This window comes from Lacticaseibacillus yichunensis, assembly GCF_003946405.1.
GTDB lineage: Bacteria > Bacillota > Bacilli > Lactobacillales > Lactobacillaceae > Lacticaseibacillus > Lacticaseibacillus yichunensis.
This window is the reverse complement of the sequence record NZ_RHOG01000005.1, coordinates 35,051-53,024: the sequence shown is the minus strand read 5'-3', so window position 1 is coordinate 53,024 and position 17,974 is coordinate 35,051. Positions and strand designations below refer to the sequence as shown.

At 54.0% G+C, this 17,974-nt stretch carries 8 protein-coding genes and 1 pseudogene; all 9 read left to right on the top strand.

Going from position 1 to position 17,974, the window contains the following annotated elements; translation table 11 throughout:
* Window positions 1-236 precede the first annotated feature (236 nt).
* The 9 genes and pseudogenes from EKM95_RS02770 to EKM95_RS02730 all read left to right on the top strand — a co-directional run bounded on the left by EKM95_RS02770 (window position 237) and on the right by EKM95_RS02730 (window position 17,918).
* Window positions 237-1,691 (top strand): S1C family serine protease, encoded by a 1,455-nt coding sequence (locus tag EKM95_RS02770; protein WP_125696313.1) that lies wholly within the window; start codon window positions 237-239, stop codon window positions 1,689-1,691.
* Window positions 1,692-2,364: 673 nt separating this feature from the next.
* Window positions 2,365-2,769: an iron-sulfur cluster biosynthesis family protein gene (locus EKM95_RS02760; RefSeq protein ID WP_125696311.1), complete on the top strand. Its 405-nt coding sequence runs from the start codon at window positions 2,365-2,367 to the stop codon at window positions 2,767-2,769.
* Between the two features lie 639 nt (window positions 2,770-3,408).
* The gene (locus EKM95_RS02755; protein ID WP_164510062.1) at window positions 3,409-4,206 is read left to right on the top strand and encodes a S8/S53 family peptidase; all 798 of its coding nucleotides are present in this window, start codon (window positions 3,409-3,411) and stop codon (window positions 4,204-4,206) included.
* A 42-nt stretch (window positions 4,207-4,248) separates the two neighbouring features.
* A pseudogene (locus EKM95_RS11970) lies at window positions 4,249-4,812 on the top strand (S8 family serine peptidase); the annotation flags it as partial.
* Entirely contained in the window at window positions 4,798-9,252 is a 4,455-nt protein-coding gene (locus EKM95_RS02750; RefSeq protein WP_379897199.1) for an Fn3-like domain-containing protein, read from the top strand. The pseudogene EKM95_RS11970 and the gene EKM95_RS02750, both read left to right, overlap by 15 nt.
* A complete protein-coding gene (locus EKM95_RS02745) occupies window positions 9,239-14,689 on the top strand; it encodes a leucine-rich repeat domain-containing protein (RefSeq protein ID WP_125696308.1) in 5,451 nt (1,816 codons plus the stop codon). Before EKM95_RS02750 ends, EKM95_RS02745 begins: the two co-directional genes overlap by 14 nt.
* 201 nt (window positions 14,690-14,890) lie before the next feature.
* Window positions 14,891-15,313, top strand: a complete 423-nt coding sequence (locus tag EKM95_RS02740; protein ID WP_164510061.1) for an Hsp20 family protein — start codon at window positions 14,891-14,893, stop codon at window positions 15,311-15,313.
* 132 nt (window positions 15,314-15,445) lie between these two features.
* Complete coding sequence (locus tag EKM95_RS02735) at window positions 15,446-15,868, top strand: Hsp20/alpha crystallin family protein (RefSeq protein WP_125696306.1); 423 nt, start codon at window positions 15,446-15,448, stop codon at window positions 15,866-15,868.
* Window positions 15,869-16,274: 406 nt separating this feature from the next.
* A complete protein-coding gene (locus EKM95_RS02730; RefSeq protein WP_125696305.1) occupies window positions 16,275-17,918 on the top strand; it encodes a peptide ABC transporter substrate-binding protein in 1,644 nt (547 codons plus the stop codon).
* Window positions 17,919-17,974 lie beyond the last annotated feature (56 nt).

Here is a 17,974-nt window from a genome sequence, read left to right as displayed (position 1 = left end):
GTCGGGCTCCGGTGCGCATGGTGGGGTCATCTAATTGTCTCGAGCACTCGATAGCCAAGTGCGCTATCAAGCGCTCAAGCCAAATTAGTTGCCCCACCATCCCGCGCACCTGCGCACCCTTTTTCAAATGTCACACAATTGAAAGAAAGTGCAATCCTTCTTCATAAATTCATCACAGACACCCGTTAATATATGTCTTGTAGAAACGGAGCAGATCACCGAGGAGGGACTTCGTAATGGATAATCAAAATAACGATCAAGAAAAGAAATTCGATCCAATCACAGGCGCACCATTGTCACAGTCGCGTCAAGCACTCAATGCGGCGGCACCGCAGCCGAAGAAACGGCGCAGCGGGCTCAAGTCGACCGCGCTCGTTGCCGTTGTTGCCGCGCTGATCGGCGGTGGCGTCGGCGGTGGGGCTGCGTACTACGGCTTCACCAAGACCGCTCAAGGCCAAGACCTGGGCGTCACCTCGACCACGCAAAAGGCGGGCACGACACAAGTCTCCAATGTGTCGGTCAATGAAAGCTCGGCTTCGCAAACGGCTTTTGCAAAAGTTGAAAAAGCGGTCGTTTCCGTCGTCAACATGCAAAAGGCCCAAAGCACGAGCAGCGGCCTCGATTCATTTGGCGATATCTTCGGCAACGGCTGGGGTTCCAGTAGCGATGGCTCAGGCTCCAGCGACAGTTACGGCTCGGGCTCTTCCGACGATTCTGATAGCAACTCTTCCAGCTCCGATTCTGGATCGCTTGAGGAATACGGCGAAGGCTCTGGCGTCATTTATGAAAAGAAAGACGGTAAGGCCTACATCGTCACCAACTACCACGTGGTCGAAGGCAGCGACGCCCTTGAAGTCATCATGAGCGACGGTAGCAAAGTGACCGCCAAGCTCGTCGGCACCGATGAAGACACCGATCTTGCAGTGCTCAGCATCGACGGTAGCAAAGTCACCACCGTTGCAAGCTTTGGCGACTCCAGCAAGATCGCCGCTGGGCAGACTGTGCTCGCAATCGGCTCGCCGCTGGGCTCTCAGTACGCGACGTCCGTGACCCAGGGCATCATTTCGGCTACCAGCCGGACCGTTGACACCACCGATGAGACCACCGGCCAGACAACCGGCCAAGCGACCGTCATCCAGACCGATGCCGCGATCAACTCCGGTAATTCTGGCGGCCCACTGATCAATTTGTCGGGCCAGGTCATCGGAATCAACTCGATGAAGCTGTCTGGTACCAGCAATTCCAACGCCACGATCGAAGGGATGGGCTTTGCCATTCCGTCTAACGAAGTCGTTTCGATCATCAATCAGCTTGTCGCAAACGGCAAGGTCGTTCGCCCGGCGCTTGGCGTTACGGTCCGCGATCTGTCCAGTGTGACCTCTGATCAGCAGGAGAGCCTGCTCAAGTTGCCAAGCAGCATCACGGCTGGCGTGGTGGTCGCCGGGTTCACCGACACCTCGATCGCAAAGAAGGCTGGCCTGCAGCAATATGACGTGATCACGGCCATCGACGGCACCGCGGTTTCGTCCGTCGCGGAGCTGCACACCGCCCTGTACAAGCACAGCGTTGGCGACACCGTGAAGATCACGTATTATCACCAAAGCACCAAGAAGACGATCAGCCTCAAGCTGACTCAGACCACTGAGCAGCTGAGCACCTCGTCCACGGATAGTCAGAGCTCAAGCAACTGATCATCCCGTCAATAGGCCACCAGGTTGGGGAAAATTCCTAACCGGTGGCCTATTTGTGTGCGTTTTGCAGGCCGGCCAGCGGAAAATTCGGAACAGACGAATTTTATTGGCCAATACCTGATGAAGTTGGACAACCGCTGGCCAATTATGGATGTTCTGAGACGATCTCGAAAAATCGTTCAGTTTTCAGTTGTCAAGTGTGAATTCGCCCCGGGGATAACCACAAGGCCGACCTGTGGATAACTCTGTGGATACTGTTCATAACTCAGTTTAGCGGGTGTGAATAGATTTTCCCACAACATGTGCACAACCTGTGGACAAAAAAAGTTTGCACGGCAATGAACAAGCGTTCGGCCAGTTTTATCAACGGGTTCACCGTTTTCACAAAAGTAAATCGAACGATCAGACGGTGTGGATAAGTGTTGATTATAAAAAAAAAACTTGATTTTTTCCGGCGCAAAAAGTGGTGTCAAAAGATCAGCTGACCACCAGTGATAGCGTCTCGGGTTTTGCACATGTGGATAAATGCTGGGGACAATCCGTGCATCATGTGGATGAAGTCGGTTATACTGAATTTAAGTAAGTTGTTGTTGACCGCGGACGCAGATCGGGTATAATAGAAACTGTAAAAAGGTTGTGCACAATCTAAAGCCCCGACGAAAGGATGATCATCATGCAAATCAATATCAAACCAGCAGCAATGGAGTACTTACAAGATAAAGTCGCCAAGGACCAGCATTTGTTCCTTGCGCTTGATGATGGTAGTAGCAAGTTCTCGAAACTCGGTGGCTCCTGTGCGATCGGCAACAAGTTCCAGCTGGTCCGCAGCGCTCACGCCGACAGCGATTACGATGTTGTGATCGACAACAATGCGGGGCTCAACTTGACCACCGCGATGCCTGAAACGATGTACCTCGGCCACGGCCTTGCGCTGGATCACAAGCTCGGCGCGCTGGTCCTTAGCGATGACAGCGGCATGCTCGACGGCGCGGTCACACTTGAAGACGCACCAGAGGCCCCGCAAGACGATGATGCGAAACGCAAGGAAATGGAGACCCTCGGCGGCAAGATCTGCTAAGGTCTCAGCCATCACGAATTGAATAGCATGACAAAACCAGGACAAGCTGAAAAAAGTTTGCCCTGGTTTTTTTGTTGCGAAAAAATTTGACGTTATTTTTTGGCTGAGCATCCGGTTTCGAACCGGCCGTAACATTAGAGATAAATTAGAAACTCCACGATTTTTACACAAATGTATGAGGCGGGCAAAACCTGGTTCGTAAAATTCACATTCCCATTCGATTATTCATTTACTTCGTGTTATTTACCAACATTGCGGTTGCCAAAGCAAGGCGTCGAAAATCCGCGTTAAAATGCGTCGTTTAGTAGTGTAATGGTTATGTTTCGCAAAAACTTGAACACCAGGTTAATTAATATTAATAAATATTTAATTCAGTCGTTGATTCGAGCCTTTGCTGAGGATATACTTTGCAAACATCAGATAAAATTAATGTAAATCTAATTTTCTCGTTGGTTTGCACTCATTTATTGTAGACATCAAATAGCCGGCGTTTCGTTATCTGGGCAGAAACACCGACCGTGGCGGGCCGTCATCGCAGCAGTGTGGGGCAGATGACGACCGCATGGACAAAGGGTTTTTGCGGAATCAGGGATGGTCAGCGAAAATGCGGCGGTTTGCTGTTGGAGGGGGTTCGTTTTGATGAAGAAACACCGGTCATCACATTTTAATCGGCGCGCGGGGCTGATCCTGCTGTCCACCATCGTGTTGGGCACAGCCACCACCATCGCGACCGATGTTCAAGCGGTCCAGGCGGCAGTCGCCTCGACCGTGAGCTTCACGCCGGCGAAAACGGCGGAGGGGACAGGACAGACTGCCGAGGAAAAGGCCGCGGCACTTGTCCGCAGTACTGACAGCAGCACCCAAAAGACGCTGCAGTCGACCTACCTCAAGGGGGTCAAGGCCCAGCTCGAAGCAAAAGGACTGAATACGAAGGACCTCACCTTGGAAAAAGCCTCCGAGGAGACCGTTCGTGTCATCGTAATGGTCAACGGCGAATCCGCATTGGCCAAAAACGATGACCAGCGCCAAAGCACAGCGGCCGCAAACGCTGCGGAAGACAAGGTGCTGGACAAACAGGAGACTGTGCAGGATAAGGTCGAAAAACTGACAGGCAATAAGGTCGCCGAAGAATTTGGCTACTTGCTGAATGGTTTTTCCATCGATGCACAAGTCGGACAGCTGGCGGATATCGAGGCAATCAAGGGCGTCAAGTCCGTTGAAGTCGCCGATGTCACGCAGAAACAGGATGTGTTCGCGGACACTTCAGTCCAAGGACAGGCGGCCTGGGAGAAATATTCTCTGACTGGCCAAGGCATGGTCATCGCGATCATCGATAGTGGGATCGATCCGACCCATAAGGATCTTCGGTTGACGGATCCATCGACCGCGAAGATCACCAAGTCCGCGGCAGAATCTAAGATCAAAGAACTTGGCTAAGGGGTCTATTCCAGCGCCAAGGTACCTTTTGCCCATAACTACGGCGAAGGGAGCGACACGCAGATCTATGATTCCTCAGAAGATATGCATGGGATGCACGTTGCTGGGATCGCGGCCGCTAATGGCGAAAATCCAGACAACACGGATTCTGTTGTCGGGGTCGCACCAGAGGCCCAGCTGCTGGATATGAAGGTCTTTCCAAACACCAACACGGTCGGCCCGCTGTCTGATGTGATCATCGAAGCAATCGAAGACTCGGTCAAGCTCGATGCCGATGTCATCAACATGTCCCTTGGCTCGATCAGTACTGGGGCCTCAAGTATTTCGGCGGAAGTTGAAGCGTTGGACCGCGCGGCTGAAGCAGGCGTCATTCCTGTTGTCGCAGCGGGCAATGATGGGAATGCCGGCTGGATGATGAATGGCGGCACCGAAAACACCACCATCAATGACTGGACGGATGATTCGACTCTTGCATCACCGGCGATCGCCAAAAATGCGATCACCGTTGCATCCTCCGAAAATGAAAAGCTGGATCGCTCGGCGATCACGTTCTCCCGCGATGGCGAAGAGCTGTTTGGCGGGCCGCTGAAGATGCAGATGAGTACCTATACCTCCACGTTGAAGGATCTTCAGTTCCCAACGAACAAGCAGATCGTGGTCGTACCGGACAAAACAACGAAACTGACGGGTGGGGATCCGATCGCAAAAGTTGCGGATGGGGATGCCGGCCGTGGGTTCCTGTCAGATTACGACGGCCTTGCCGTGACCGGCCGCATTGCGGTGGTTTCTCGTGGCGATAATTCGTTTGCCGATAAGGAGAAAAATGCGCTGAGCGCCGGGGCTGCTGGGCTGATCATTATCAACAACGCCACAGACGGGGATGCCGATTATGAGGCTAACTTGGATGATGATGGTGCAAATATCCCGACAATTTATATCACCCACGAAAACGGTGTGAAGTTGCTGGCGGAGGTTCGCGCACATACCAGCACGAAATATCAGCTTTCCCCAGTCAAATATGTTGTCGACGACAATGCGGATTATGGCAAGATGTCGAGTTACAGCACTTGGGGCCCGAGCTCTGACCTGAGCGCCAAGCCTGATATCACCGCACCTGGTGGTCATCTGTGGTCGCTGGCGAACAACAACAAATATCAGGATATGAGTGGAACCTCGATGGCATCACCGGTGGTTGCAGGGGCGGAAACGTTGATCGCGCAACACCTGAAGGCCACCACCTCACTGAGTGGCCTTGATCTGGTCAACACGGCCAAGCTGATGTCACAAAATACGGCGACCCCGCTGACCGATCCAGATCACGATAACGCACCTTATTCGCCGCGCTTGCAAGGCGCTGGGAATATTCAGATCGCAAATGCTGTTGCAAACAACGTGGCACTCAGCTACGAAGATGGCACCGGGGCGGCGGCCCTTGGTGAGCTGAATGGCCGCAGTCAGACCTTTACCGTGACCTTGACCAACAACGGGAGCACGACTGCCAATTATAAATACAACGATTTTGGTGGTGTTTACACCAAGGCGATCGATGACACGAAAGTCACCTATGATACCAAGATCGCAGGCGCAACCATGACCGCGGATCAGCAGACGATTTCAATCGCGGCTGGCAAGACCGCCACTGTCAAAGTGACATTGACGTTGCCGAGCACCTTTAAAAATGATCAGTGGGCAGAAGGCTTCATCGGTTTCACCAGTCAAGATGGTCAGCCAGATCTGTCGATGCCTGTGACCTCATTCTTTGGTGATTGGGACAATCTTCAGAGCCAGACACTTTTTGATGGTGTCGCAGGCCATGATGATTCGACCTATAACCTGAATTTCTTACAGGACAGCTACGGCGATATTTTGGGTCTTGATTTTGACTACTCGACCTATCAAAACATGGCCGCGGATGGTTCCTTCGGTGATGCACTGGCGGACTATCCAGCCTATGTTAACGAAGATAAAGTGGCAATCTCACCAAACGGGGATGAGTACCGCGATGTTGCCTCACCGTATCTGATGACAAATCGGAACGTCAAGAAATTGACCGAGTACATCACAGACGAGAGTGGCAAGACGGTGCGGACGCTGAATACCGAAAACAACACCACTCGCCATTATGTGACCAACCGCGGCGAAGAAGTGACGATCAATAATTCGATCTCCTTCAGCGCTGGGACATTTGACGGCAGCAAGTACGACACCAAGACCGGCGTGATGGCCCAACTTCCGGAAGGCCAGTATTACTACAACGTCACAGCGACACCGGATACCAAAGACCCGCAGCCTGAAACAATCAAGATGCCCGTCAAAATCGATGTGACAAATCCGGTCTTCAAGAATGTGCAATTGGTCAAAAAGGCGGATGGCTATCATGTCACCGGGACGGTCACCGATAATCTGAGTGGACTCAACAACTACTCAGCGATTGGTATCAGCGTCAATGGGGCCAGCGATTCGGCGGCTTACCATCTCGATAACAGCGCTTCGCTTGCGGATTACATCAACCAGGATCCAAAGGCGGATCAACTGCTGACGAGCAAAAAGTTTGACCTGACCCTGCACAGCAGTCTGAATAAGTACCTTGAAACAGGGAAAAACGAGATCATCCTCAGCATCCAGGACAACGCGGATAATCTGACGCAGAGCAAGTTTGCCCTGAGTGCAGATACCAACCAGTCTGGTAGCCAACTGATCTTGTATAACGTTTATGATGGCGAAAATGAAAGTGCCAACAGTTCCTCCTACTATGATGCGAAGACTGGGACCTATACACTTTATGGCTACTTCACCCGCGATTTTTACATCAATGGGCAGCTTGTGACCATCAATGATGACGGGACTTTCACAGCCCACATCAAGCTGGAACCAAGCACCAAGGAACTGGTCTTCTCGCTTGATAACAAGCAGGTGCGCGTGATCAAAAAGATCGCGTTCAACTGGGCTGTATTGCCGTCTGTAACCCTGGAAAAATCCGGCGCAACGCGGACCTATTACAACGGCCAGTACATCCAAATGTACACCAACAGCGCCCCTTACTTTGTGGTCAATGGCTCAGTTGATGACCAGGCAGGGACGACCTTTGATGGCGTCGGCGGTGTGTTTGACGCTGAGATCTTTGCCAATTATCAGGCGTCGCCACAGAATTTTGAATTCAACTTGGATAAGGACACGAATAAGTTCAACGCGACCTTCAAGATGGTTGGGACCGATCCTTCCACAAGCGGCCTTTCCGCTGAGGAATTGTTGAGTAGTTACGACACGGGGTACCCTGGCGATAACATCATCTCGGCATATGCCTACAGTGGCGAGTTCGGGAGCGATGAAGAGCTCGATGGGCTTTCCGATTCAATTCTGGTCCGGCAGACCGGTACCACCGATTCTGTGAAGTTCAACAACATTACCGACGCTGGGATGGTGCAATATACCGGCAAGAATGCCGCTGCCAATGGCTATGATGCGGATAAGGGCGTCTTTGTGGTCAAAGGTGTTGTGAACACCGATGCGCTGAAAGATTTTGTCATTCTCGGCCATTCAAACGATCCAGATGATCCTCTGAATAAACCGACCCTTACCACAGACCAAGCCGGTAACACGACCTTCACCTACGATCTGAAGATGGGTGCCACGGAAGATCGTTTTGTGACGTATGAATATACGAGCAAGGCGACTGGTGAGATCGCTGAAGGGAACTTCGGGGTCGCGCTGGATACGGTCTTCCCACAGCTCTACACCGATGATGGCGACACCTGGCAAGTTTCGACCAAAAAGGGTGTCGATTACGAGATCTGGACCAACAAGGACACCTATACACTGTCCGGTTGGGGAAATGACGACCTCTCTGGTTATACGCTGTACATCAACGGCGACGAAGAGTACCACGATCCGACTGATGGTGCGTTGATCGCGAAGTTCAGTGGTCATGACAAGTACAACTTCAGTAAGACCCTGCCGCTGACGGATTTTGACGGGGATCATTACTTCCAGCTCGCGCTTTATGACTCCTATCAAAACATGACCGCGGCGACGCTGTTGGTTCACCATTCCACAGCCAAGCCAGCGGCACCAAAAGTCAAAGCGTCGACAACGAAGATCACGAACAAGCCAGTTTTGCTGAGCGCGACTCAGGCGCAAAAGGCGCAGATCCAGTTCAGTCTCGATAATGGCAAGACTTGGAGTGATTACAGCAATGGCGTCATCAAAGGCTTGAACGGCGATGTTCAGTTCAAGGCGACTGACAAGTACGGCAATGAATCCGATGTTGTGACCTATCACGTGACGAATGTCTTCCCGCTGATCGCCGCGACGCCAACCGCCTCGCTGAGTGATCTAGCGCAGGATTCGGCGACCGTGACCCTCGGCTATGACAAGACGATGACCGAAACGGCTGCGGCGATGACACATCTGCAGTATAGCCTGGATGGCGGCCAGACCTGGTTGACTTACAGCGAGCCATTCAAGGTCACGGAAACCACAGATATCAAAGCGCGGACGATCGATGATGCGGGTAACGTCAGCAAGGTCAAGAACGTCCACGTGGCATTGCCAACTGCAACTCAGACAGTAGCAGCACCGGTTCAACCGGCGACTGAAGCGTCAGCAACAACGAAAGCCAAGACTGCGCCAACGGAAGCGACGATTGCGAAAAAGACGACTGCGGCACCACTCACTGTTGCACAACCAGCGGCGACTGCGGGTACGGCCAGTGCACGGTCCACGACGTCCGCTTCATTGATGCCTGCCGGAATGGATATTATGGCAATCGTTGGCCATGCGACAGGCAGTCTGACGACAGGCGCTGCGAACGTTGCGGCTGCAACAGCTGCACGTGCTGCACAAAAGGCTTCGACGACAAAGACATCAAAGGCAAAAGCGACTGCTGCGAAAACAGCATCTGCAACAAAGGCCGATACGGGGTTGCTGACCGAAAAGGCTGATCAGGTCGCAGTTGCGGCAATTGGCCTTGGTGCGGCAATCGTCGGCGGCGCAGCCGTCATGATGATGCGGCTGAAGAGGAAGGATGAAACGAATGAAAAGGACTAAAACCAATACCTTGCTATATAGCGCCATGGTCCTTGGGATGTTGGGGATGAGTGCTGGGAGTGCCACCGTTGTTTTGACGGCGGCAACGCCGGTGACGGTGCGTGCGGCTGCTACGGAAACCGCGGGCACACCGCCAACGAGCGCATATGACACGTCGAACGATGGCGGTGTCGATATCTGGAAGTTTGGGACCAGTTTTGCTGCAAATGCAGATACACCGCAAGCCACTGAGGCGGTGCCGATCAACGAGACGACCTTCCCAGACGACGGCCTGCGCCAACTGGTCCAGGAAATGGCCAAATCAATGGCATCCGAACCGGACATCGTGTCGGATGAAGAGCTCGAATCGTGGGATGGCGAGAGCCTTTTGCCATCCATGTTGAACTACCCAACTTCACTGGATCTCTCGATTCCTTCTAATCATGCCTCGATTTCGAATCTGCACGGACTGGAAGTCTTTCCGAATCTTCAGCAACTTGGGCTGGAACACACTGGTGTGAAGGACCTTACCCCGCTGAACAAAGTGCCCGCGCTTAAAGAGATCACGATGAACTTTACGCCTGCGACTGATCTTGCGACACTGACCAATCCTTCGATTCAGCGAATTGCGTTGTATGATACCTCATCAGTGACCGGTGAGTATGAAAGTGGTGTGGACAGCATCGATTTTAGCCACTTGGCAGGGCTCAAAATGGTCCAGATGGATGGCTCGACCCTTAGCAGCATCAAGTTCTCGCCAGATCAGAAGCTCCAATTATTTTCCACGCGTGATACGCCTAATCTGACGAATGTTGATTTGGGTGACACCTCCGAGCTGTTAGAGTTTGACGTGAAGCAGTCACCGAAATTCTTCAAGGACAACTCACTCGATTTGACAACGATGCCAAACCTGATGCGGGTACAGGCAAACGAAGATGGTTTGACCGATGTCAATTACGGGCAGTCCGATAAGTTGCGTGAGCTTCAGATGTACTCCAACAACCTGACCAAGCTGGATCTGTCTGGTTTTCCTAATTTGACCAACTTGTTTGTGGATGGCAACGACCTCAAGACGCTTGATCTGTCGAACAATCCATACTTGGTCTATCTGTCAGCGTCAAGCGATAACTTGTCGAAGTTGGATCTGACTGGCCTGCATGAACTACAGACCCTCCATGCAGGGGCAAATCAGATCTCGGATATTACGTTTGATAACCCGAAGATCTCTCAGATTCAATTGGGTAGCAACAAGCTTTCTGGAGAACTCGACCTGTCAAACTATCCGGAGCTTCGGAACTTGACGATCACCGATAATCAGCTGACCTCTTTGAAGCTGAACAATGATCCGCGACTGAATGCCTTGTATGTGGACAACAATGAGCTGACGAATCTTGATATGACAGGGTCGAAGGCGTTCGGGTCGATCTCTGCCACCAATAATCACTTGGCCTTTGTTGCTTTGGACACGTCATACCTTTATTCACAGAGTTTGTCCGCAAATGCCCCTCATTTTACAGGGAGCGGCCAGACGACCGATATGGGGATGTACGAAGTTGACAATACCTGGTTCGTCGACCTGGGGAAGGCGATCGGGTTGGACAATATAGATTGGGTGCGCCTGATCGGTGATGACTGGCAACTCGATGATCGAAGCGGCATCGCCCGGTATCTTGGCAACGGGACACCAACGGAGCTGCAATACAATGTCAACGCGATCCATATTTCGAATTTGAACCCGCTTGGCAGTTTTGTGCCTGATACGATCGTGACGGCTGCGCTGACTGAAGTACCGGCTCAGAAACTGGGACTGACGATCACGACCGCACCTGATAGCGATGAGGACGCGGCCTTCCACGGCAAAGTGGCTGGCACGGACGATCCACAGGCAGGCGTGTTGGTTCAAGTCGATGCCGGGGCGTTGCTGACCGAAGATGACCTTCCAGCCTTGGAGCCAGACGAGGGCCACAAGTTCGACCACTGGGAGACTAGCATGGGGGACACTGTCGATCTGACGAACTACAAGCCAGTTGGCGATGAGACGCTTTACGCTGTGTTCAGCCAATTGACTGAAGCAGAACTTCAGGCGCAGCAGGCCTATAAGTTTGGCTATCAGGACGGCTACAGCAATAGCCTGCGCGATACGACTCTGTCATATCAGTCGGATAGTTATGTTGCGTCGTACGGGGATGGTTATGAAGCCGGGAGCGCAGCACGCACCCAAGAGATCAATGCTGGCAAGCTCGCAGGGCAAAATGCCACCGAGCTTGAAACAACGGTCTTCACCGACCCGACGCTGACGGAGACATATAAAGACGCTTACCGCGACGCCTTTCTTGCGGCGCACATCACGGATCCGGTCTTCATGCCGACCGCGATGTTGCTGGCGAAGATCGATGGCGCGATGGGTTGGGAAAAGGCGGACCTGTCAAGTATCGACGGGGCCCAGGCCGCATATGACCAGGTCTATGATGGGGCCGCGGCCGATCGCACGGCGGGCCTGGCAGCCGGTCAGGCAGACGCGACGGCCGCCAAAGACCCAGCGGATACGAGCGCGGAATCGCTTGGCTACCAGCTGGGCTACACGGACGGTTATGCAAGCGTCAGTGAGACTAGCGCCGGGACAGTCGCTGGGAAAACGGATGCCGATGCCGGTCTGGCGAAAGCCGATCTGAATGGCCAATCTGAGGCTTATACGGCAGCTTATCAGGCGGCTTATCAAGCAGAGGTCGATTCAGGCGTATTTGCCAAGGCAAAGGCGGAAAATAATGCAACGACCCTAGGCACGCTGGAAGGGGAGCAGGATGGCGAGCTCGGCTTGGCCAAGCGGGATACCAGCAACAAGGACGCCGCTTACCGAACCGCCTATGATGCGGCCTATGAAGCCGCTAAAGCCGAATATGATGCCGATTATGCGCAGGGTCAAGCCGCTGGTGCGGATGACTTTGAGGCAGGCAACCCTGAAGCTGATTTGAGTAGCTCGGATGAAATGACGGGCTACCAAGATGGGTATGCAGCTGGCTATGAGGCTGCTGCGGCCGGCGATGGGACTGCGAGCGCCGCTGCAGATACAGCCGCGGGCACTGAAGCCGGCACGGCCGATGGGGCTGCAGGCAAGGATGCAGCCGATGTGTCGGATCAATCTCAGGCCTATCAGACCGCTTATCAGCAGGCCTACTCGGATGCGCTTGGCCAATACAATGACGATCTCTCCGATGGGATGGGCGATGGGTTCAATGATGGCATCAACGGCGCAACGCCGGCGGATGTCTCGGCGCAGTCGATCGGCTATCAGGCAGGGTATCAAAGCGGGTTTGCGCAGGGTGAAGCATTAGCTGGAACCAGTGCGCTCGACCCCGAGGATGGCGAGGACCCAGATACTGACGCTGAGCCAACAGATGAGGCTACCGCCGACGCTGCTGCTGGCACCGAAGCCGGGACGGCCGATGGGGCAGCCGGCAAAACAGCCGCAGACCTGACCGCGCAATCCGACGCCTATGCCGATGCCTACACCGCGGCTTATAACACCGCCAAGGCCGCCTATGACGCTGATGAAGCGCAAGGCGAAAAGGCTGGGGCTGCGGATTACGCGACTGGCCAGGCTGCCGCTGACAACAGTGAACAGTCGGCCGGTTATCAGGCGGGCTACACCAAGGGGTTTGCGGATGCGCAAAAGGCTGACGAAGATGCCCAGGCGCAGGCCGATGCTGAAACTGCAGCGGATGCCGCCGCTGGCAAAGCAGCTGGGACGGCCGATGGGGCAGCTGGTAAAACAGCGGCTGAGCTGACTGGCAAGTCTGATGCGTATCAGGCTGCTTACAATGAGGCATACAACACGGCTAAGGCCGCCTATGCCGCCGATGAAGCACAAGGCGAAAAGGCTGGGGCTGCTGATTTTGCGGCTGGTAAGCCGGCAGCTGAAAATAGTGCCCAGTCCGCTGGCTATCAGGCGGGCTACACCAAGGCCTATACTGCAGCCCAACAAGCCGCGGCGACCACGGCGGCAGAACAGGCAGCAGCCGATACCGCTGCTGGCAAAGCGGCTGGGACGATCGATGGGACAGCAGGCAAGCCGGCCGCAGATGTGACCAGCCAATCCGATGCCTATCAAGATGCCTACACCGCCGCGTACAACACAGCCAAGGCCGCTTACGACGCCGATGAAGCGCAAGGCGAAAAGGCCGGTGCCGCTGATTTTGCAGCTGGGAAGACGGATGCTGATAACAGCGCGAAGTCAGCCGGCTACCAGGCCGGTTACGCGAAAGGCCTGGCGGATGCCAAAGAAGCAGCCGCTGCGGCCCAGGCGCAGGATGAGGCGACGAAAGCGGCCGATACCGCCGCTGGCAAGGCGGACGGGACGGCTGATGGTGCAGCTGGCAACAAGCAAGCTGATCTGACCGGCCAATCCGATGCCTATCAAGATGCCTACACCGCCGCGTACAACACGGCCAAGGCCGCTTACGACGCCGATGAAGCGCAAGGCGAAAAGGCCGGTGCTGCCGATTTTGCGGCTGGCAAGCCGGCAGCTGAAAATAGTGCCCAGTCGGCCGGCTATCAGGCTGGCTACACCGCGGCTTACGCCAAGGCGAAGGCAGCCGCTGAAGCTGCGGATCTGAAGCAAGTTGCGGCAGACACCAAGGCTGGCACAGACGCAGGCAAGGCGGATGGCCAAGAAGGCAAGGACGCCGCTGACAACAGCGCGCAGTCCGCTGCCTTCCAGAAGGCCTACGACGATGCCTACACACTTGCCAAGCAAAGCTATGACGCCAAAGTGGCTGCGGCGGATGCAACGGCGGGCGCGAAGGCTGGCAAGGCAGATGGCCAAGCCGGTAAAGACGCCGCCACGCTGGATGACAAGTCGGATGCATACAAAAATGCGTACAAGGCGGCCTACACCCCAGCCAAGCAGCTTTTCGACGCAAAGCAGGCCACGGCGGGCACGAAGGCTGGCAAAACAGCTGGCGTGGCTGATGCCAAGGCAGGCAAGGCGCAAGCTGATCTGACTGGCAAGTCCACTGCCTACAAGAATGCCTACCTCGCCGCCTACAAAGCGACGAAGGCCAAGCAGGATGCCAAGAGCAAGGTGCAAGGCAAGGCCGCAACCAGTGACCCAACCGACAACACCGCAACGGGCACCAATGACGACCAGTCGACTGGTACCGCGACCGGCACAACCGGAAACGGCGCAAGCACGACCGGCACAGGCGCGGCCACCACAACCGGCGGCGCCACCCGCGCTGCCGCGACTGGTACCACGACTGGCGATGCGACGAGCACAACCGACGCCACAACCAATGCCACGACCGGCGCCGCTGCGACCACAACGGGCAGCGAGGCGACCTATCCGGCAACGGGTGAGGCGGCTGGCACGCGCACCACGCTGCTGGGCGCGATCGTCGCTGGGTTCTCGGCCCTGCTCGCGTTGGTTGGCCTCGGCCGCAACAAGAAGCACGAAGCCTAACAGCTGCCGGCACCTCCTTTTTTGAAAATGCTGACTGAACCCCTCAGACAGCAGAAAACATGGCGATCAATTGCGACCGCCATGTTTTTTTGCCAAACATTAGCACTCTGTTGACAAGACTGCTAAATCCGACTATCATAGATTATGTGAATAAGAGAAACGCAAACGTGCGCTTCTCGTGGTGAAAGGAAGTTTTCGATGATGGCAAATGAGTTGACAAATTCAGGTCGTTGGCTGGCGGATCCGATGTTTGATGAGCTGAGCCGCCGCTTCTTTGATCGCTTTGCGCCGGCAGTTGATGATGACCGCTTGCTTAGAACTGATATCCGTGAAACGGCGCAGGCCTATGTGGCGGCGGTCGATGTGCCGGGCGTCAAAAAGGACGCGATCGATCTGCGCTATCAAGACGAGATCCTGACGGTCACCGTGCATGAGGATGCGGCAGACGAAAGCCAAGACAGTGGGGTGCTTCTCAGCGAGCGCCTGCACACGCAGGCCCAGCGCCAGTTCAAGCTGCCGGATGTGGACCCGGCGAAGATCAGCGCGACGACCCAGGATGGGGTGCTGACGATCACCTTGCCCAAGGCGGCTGAGGTCCACACGCATGACATCCCGATCGACTAACACAATAGGTGCGTCATTCGTTGCGTACTTAATAGAAGAAAAACGAAAATCTGCAAGCTAAATACTCGCATTACTGGCTGTCATGTCAGTATCATCAATGTGTACCACAAATAATGAAGGGAGACTTGTTTTATGGCTAATGAAATGATGCGTCGCAATGACTGGCTTGACCCGTTCTTTGATGATTTTGGGCGCCACTTTTTCGGCAATATGCAGCCCACTGACCAGGTCCTGAAGACCGATATCAAGGAGACGGAAAAGAATTATGTCGCCAATGTCGATGTTCCGGGCATCGCCAAGGACGATATCAAGTTGAACTACCAGGATGGGATCTTGAACATCAGTGTGAAAAAGACTGACTTCAATGATCACGAGGACAAGGATGGTAATGTCCTGATGAGTGAGCGGCACTATGGCGCGATGAGTCGCAGCTATCGGTTGCCGAATGTGAAGGAGCAGGACATCAAGGCTCATTATGAAGATGGTGTCTTGACCATCACCTTGCCGAAGCTGACTGCGGATGAAAAGAGCCCGCATCAGATCGGAATCGAGTAAAAATAAAATAACTTTCTGACAAACGGCGGACAGCATTTGTAAACAGCTGTCTGTCATCAGTAGAAGCCACCGGCCCGCGCCGGTGGCTTTTTCTTTTCCCCCAAAAAGCATCCGCGCATGAACGAAGAAGATGCTTGAAAATGAGTGTTTGTCCATTTTGTGGTGAAAATGAGAATAAGCAGTGACCGGCCAGAAGTGAACAAAATACTTATTTAAAGAATCTGCGCCGCGCCGATACCATAAGCGGAAAGATCACCGACGTTTTTTTAAAATATAACGAATGTGTGAAAACGGTGGGCACTTTATGAGAATGAATTGAAAAAAGTGCTTGAATTTAATCTGTTTCCAATGTACGCTAGTCGCAATCACAAATAAGTTGTCGGCATTTCTTGAGGGGGAACCAAGTATGAAAGTCAAAAAGAGTCTTAAGGCAGGCGCCATGCTCCTGACACTCGCAACGGTCTTGGCCGCTTGCGGTGGTAATAGTAGCAAAGCGACCACCAAGTCCGCGAGCGATTCCACATGGACCACGATGGTCGGAGATGTCATTTCCACCATGGATCCATCCATGAGCACGGATATCATTTCCGGGCAGGCATTGAGCAACACGACAGAAGGTCTGCTTCGTTATAGCGGCGCGGATCTTCAGCCAGCGCTGGCGACCTCCGTTCCGGAAGCGACCAACAATGGCCTGACTTACACGTATCATCTGCGCAAGTCGACCTGGTCGAACGGCACCGCCGTCACCGCGAAAGATTTCGTTTATAGCTGGCAGCGCACCGTTGATCCGGCCACGAAGTCTCAGTACGCCTACCTGTTCTCAGGCATCAAGAATGCCGATGCGATCATGGCCGGCAAAGCCAAGGCCAGCACGCTGGGCGTGAAGGCAGAAGGCGATGACACCTTGGTCGTCACCCTTGAACGCGCAATGCCTTACTTCAACACGATGCTCGCCAGCCCGACCTTTGCGCCGCAGAGCCAAGCCTTTGTTGAAAAAGCGGGCAGCAAGTATGGCCACAGCAGCAAGTACATTCTTTCCAACGGCCCTTACATCCTGAAGGACTGGAACGGGACCAGCGATTCCTGGACCTCGGTCAAGAACCCGAAGTATTGGAATGCGAAGAATGTCCACATCAAGACCCTGCAAACGAAAGTCGTTAAGGATAGCGCAACGGCTTTGAATCTTTACAACACCGGCAAGCTCGACGATGCCTCACTGTCTGGTCAGCAGGCGGCTCAGGCCAAGTCGAACAAGGATTACAGCGCCCTGAAGCAATCCGCTGTGTTCTATCTTGAAATGAACGAAAAGAAGGACAGCTTCTTCAAGAACACCAAGATCCGCCAGGCGATCTCCATGATTCTCAATCGTCAGCAGTACATCTCCAAAGTCTTGAACGATGGCTCCATTCCAGCCACCGGGGTCACCCCTGAAGGCCTCGCCGGCGATCCGGATGATACCACGAAGGATTTTGCCAACGAAGCGGCCGAATCCACGAAGCAATACACCACGTACAACAAGAAGGAAGCAGAGAAGCTTTTTGCCGAAGGGCTGAAAGAAACTGGTAACTCCTCGATCTCTGTTTCCCTGCTGTCTGATGATACCAGCGCTGCCAAGTCCACCTCGCAGTACCTGCAAAGTGCATTGCAGACCCTGGATGGGCTGAAGGTCTCCATCACCACCGTGCCATTCAAGACCCGGTTGACCCGGAGCCAAAATGGCCAGTTCGACATGGTCGTTTCCGGCTGGTCCGCGGACTTCCCAGACCCGATCACCTTCCTGGATCTGTTCACCTCTGGCAATGCTTATAACGATGGTAAGTGGAGCAACGCGCAATACGACAAGCTGATCCAAGAAAGCAAGACCACGTATGCCACGGATGCCACCAAGCGTTGGGCGACCTTGCTCAAGGCACAAGAGCTGCTTACGTCTGAAGCCGGTGTGATCCCAGTTTACCAGCAAGTGGCTTCTCACCTGGTCAACTCCAAGATCAAGGACCTCAAGTTTGGCCCGAACGGCTTTTATAACTACGTCGGCGCCAGCATCAAGTAAGGCGCGGCAGCGGGCAATGCCGTCATCGGTACAAGGGTGGCGGCATTGTTTGAGTT

What these genes read in the sequence shown, in the direction of transcription:
- EKM95_RS02770 (WP_125696313.1), top strand. Translation starts at nt 237, where the DNA reads ATGGATAATCAAAATAACGATCAAGAAAAGAAATTCGATCCAATCACA.
- EKM95_RS02760 (WP_125696311.1), top strand. Translation starts at nt 2,365, where the DNA reads ATGCAAATCAATATCAAACCAGCAGCAATGGAGTACTTACAAGATAAA.
- EKM95_RS02755 (WP_164510062.1), top strand. Translation starts at nt 3,409, where the DNA reads ATGAAGAAACACCGGTCATCACATTTTAATCGGCGCGCGGGGCTGATC.
- EKM95_RS02750 (WP_379897199.1), top strand. Translation starts at nt 4,798, where the DNA reads ATGCAGATGAGTACCTATACCTCCACGTTGAAGGATCTTCAGTTCCCA.
- EKM95_RS02745 (WP_125696308.1), top strand. Translation starts at nt 9,239, where the DNA reads ATGAAAAGGACTAAAACCAATACCTTGCTATATAGCGCCATGGTCCTT.
- EKM95_RS02740 (WP_164510061.1), top strand. Translation starts at nt 14,891, where the DNA reads ATGGCAAATGAGTTGACAAATTCAGGTCGTTGGCTGGCGGATCCGATG.
- EKM95_RS02735 (WP_125696306.1), top strand. Translation starts at nt 15,446, where the DNA reads ATGGCTAATGAAATGATGCGTCGCAATGACTGGCTTGACCCGTTCTTT.
- EKM95_RS02730 (WP_125696305.1), top strand. Translation starts at nt 16,275, where the DNA reads ATGAAAGTCAAAAAGAGTCTTAAGGCAGGCGCCATGCTCCTGACACTC.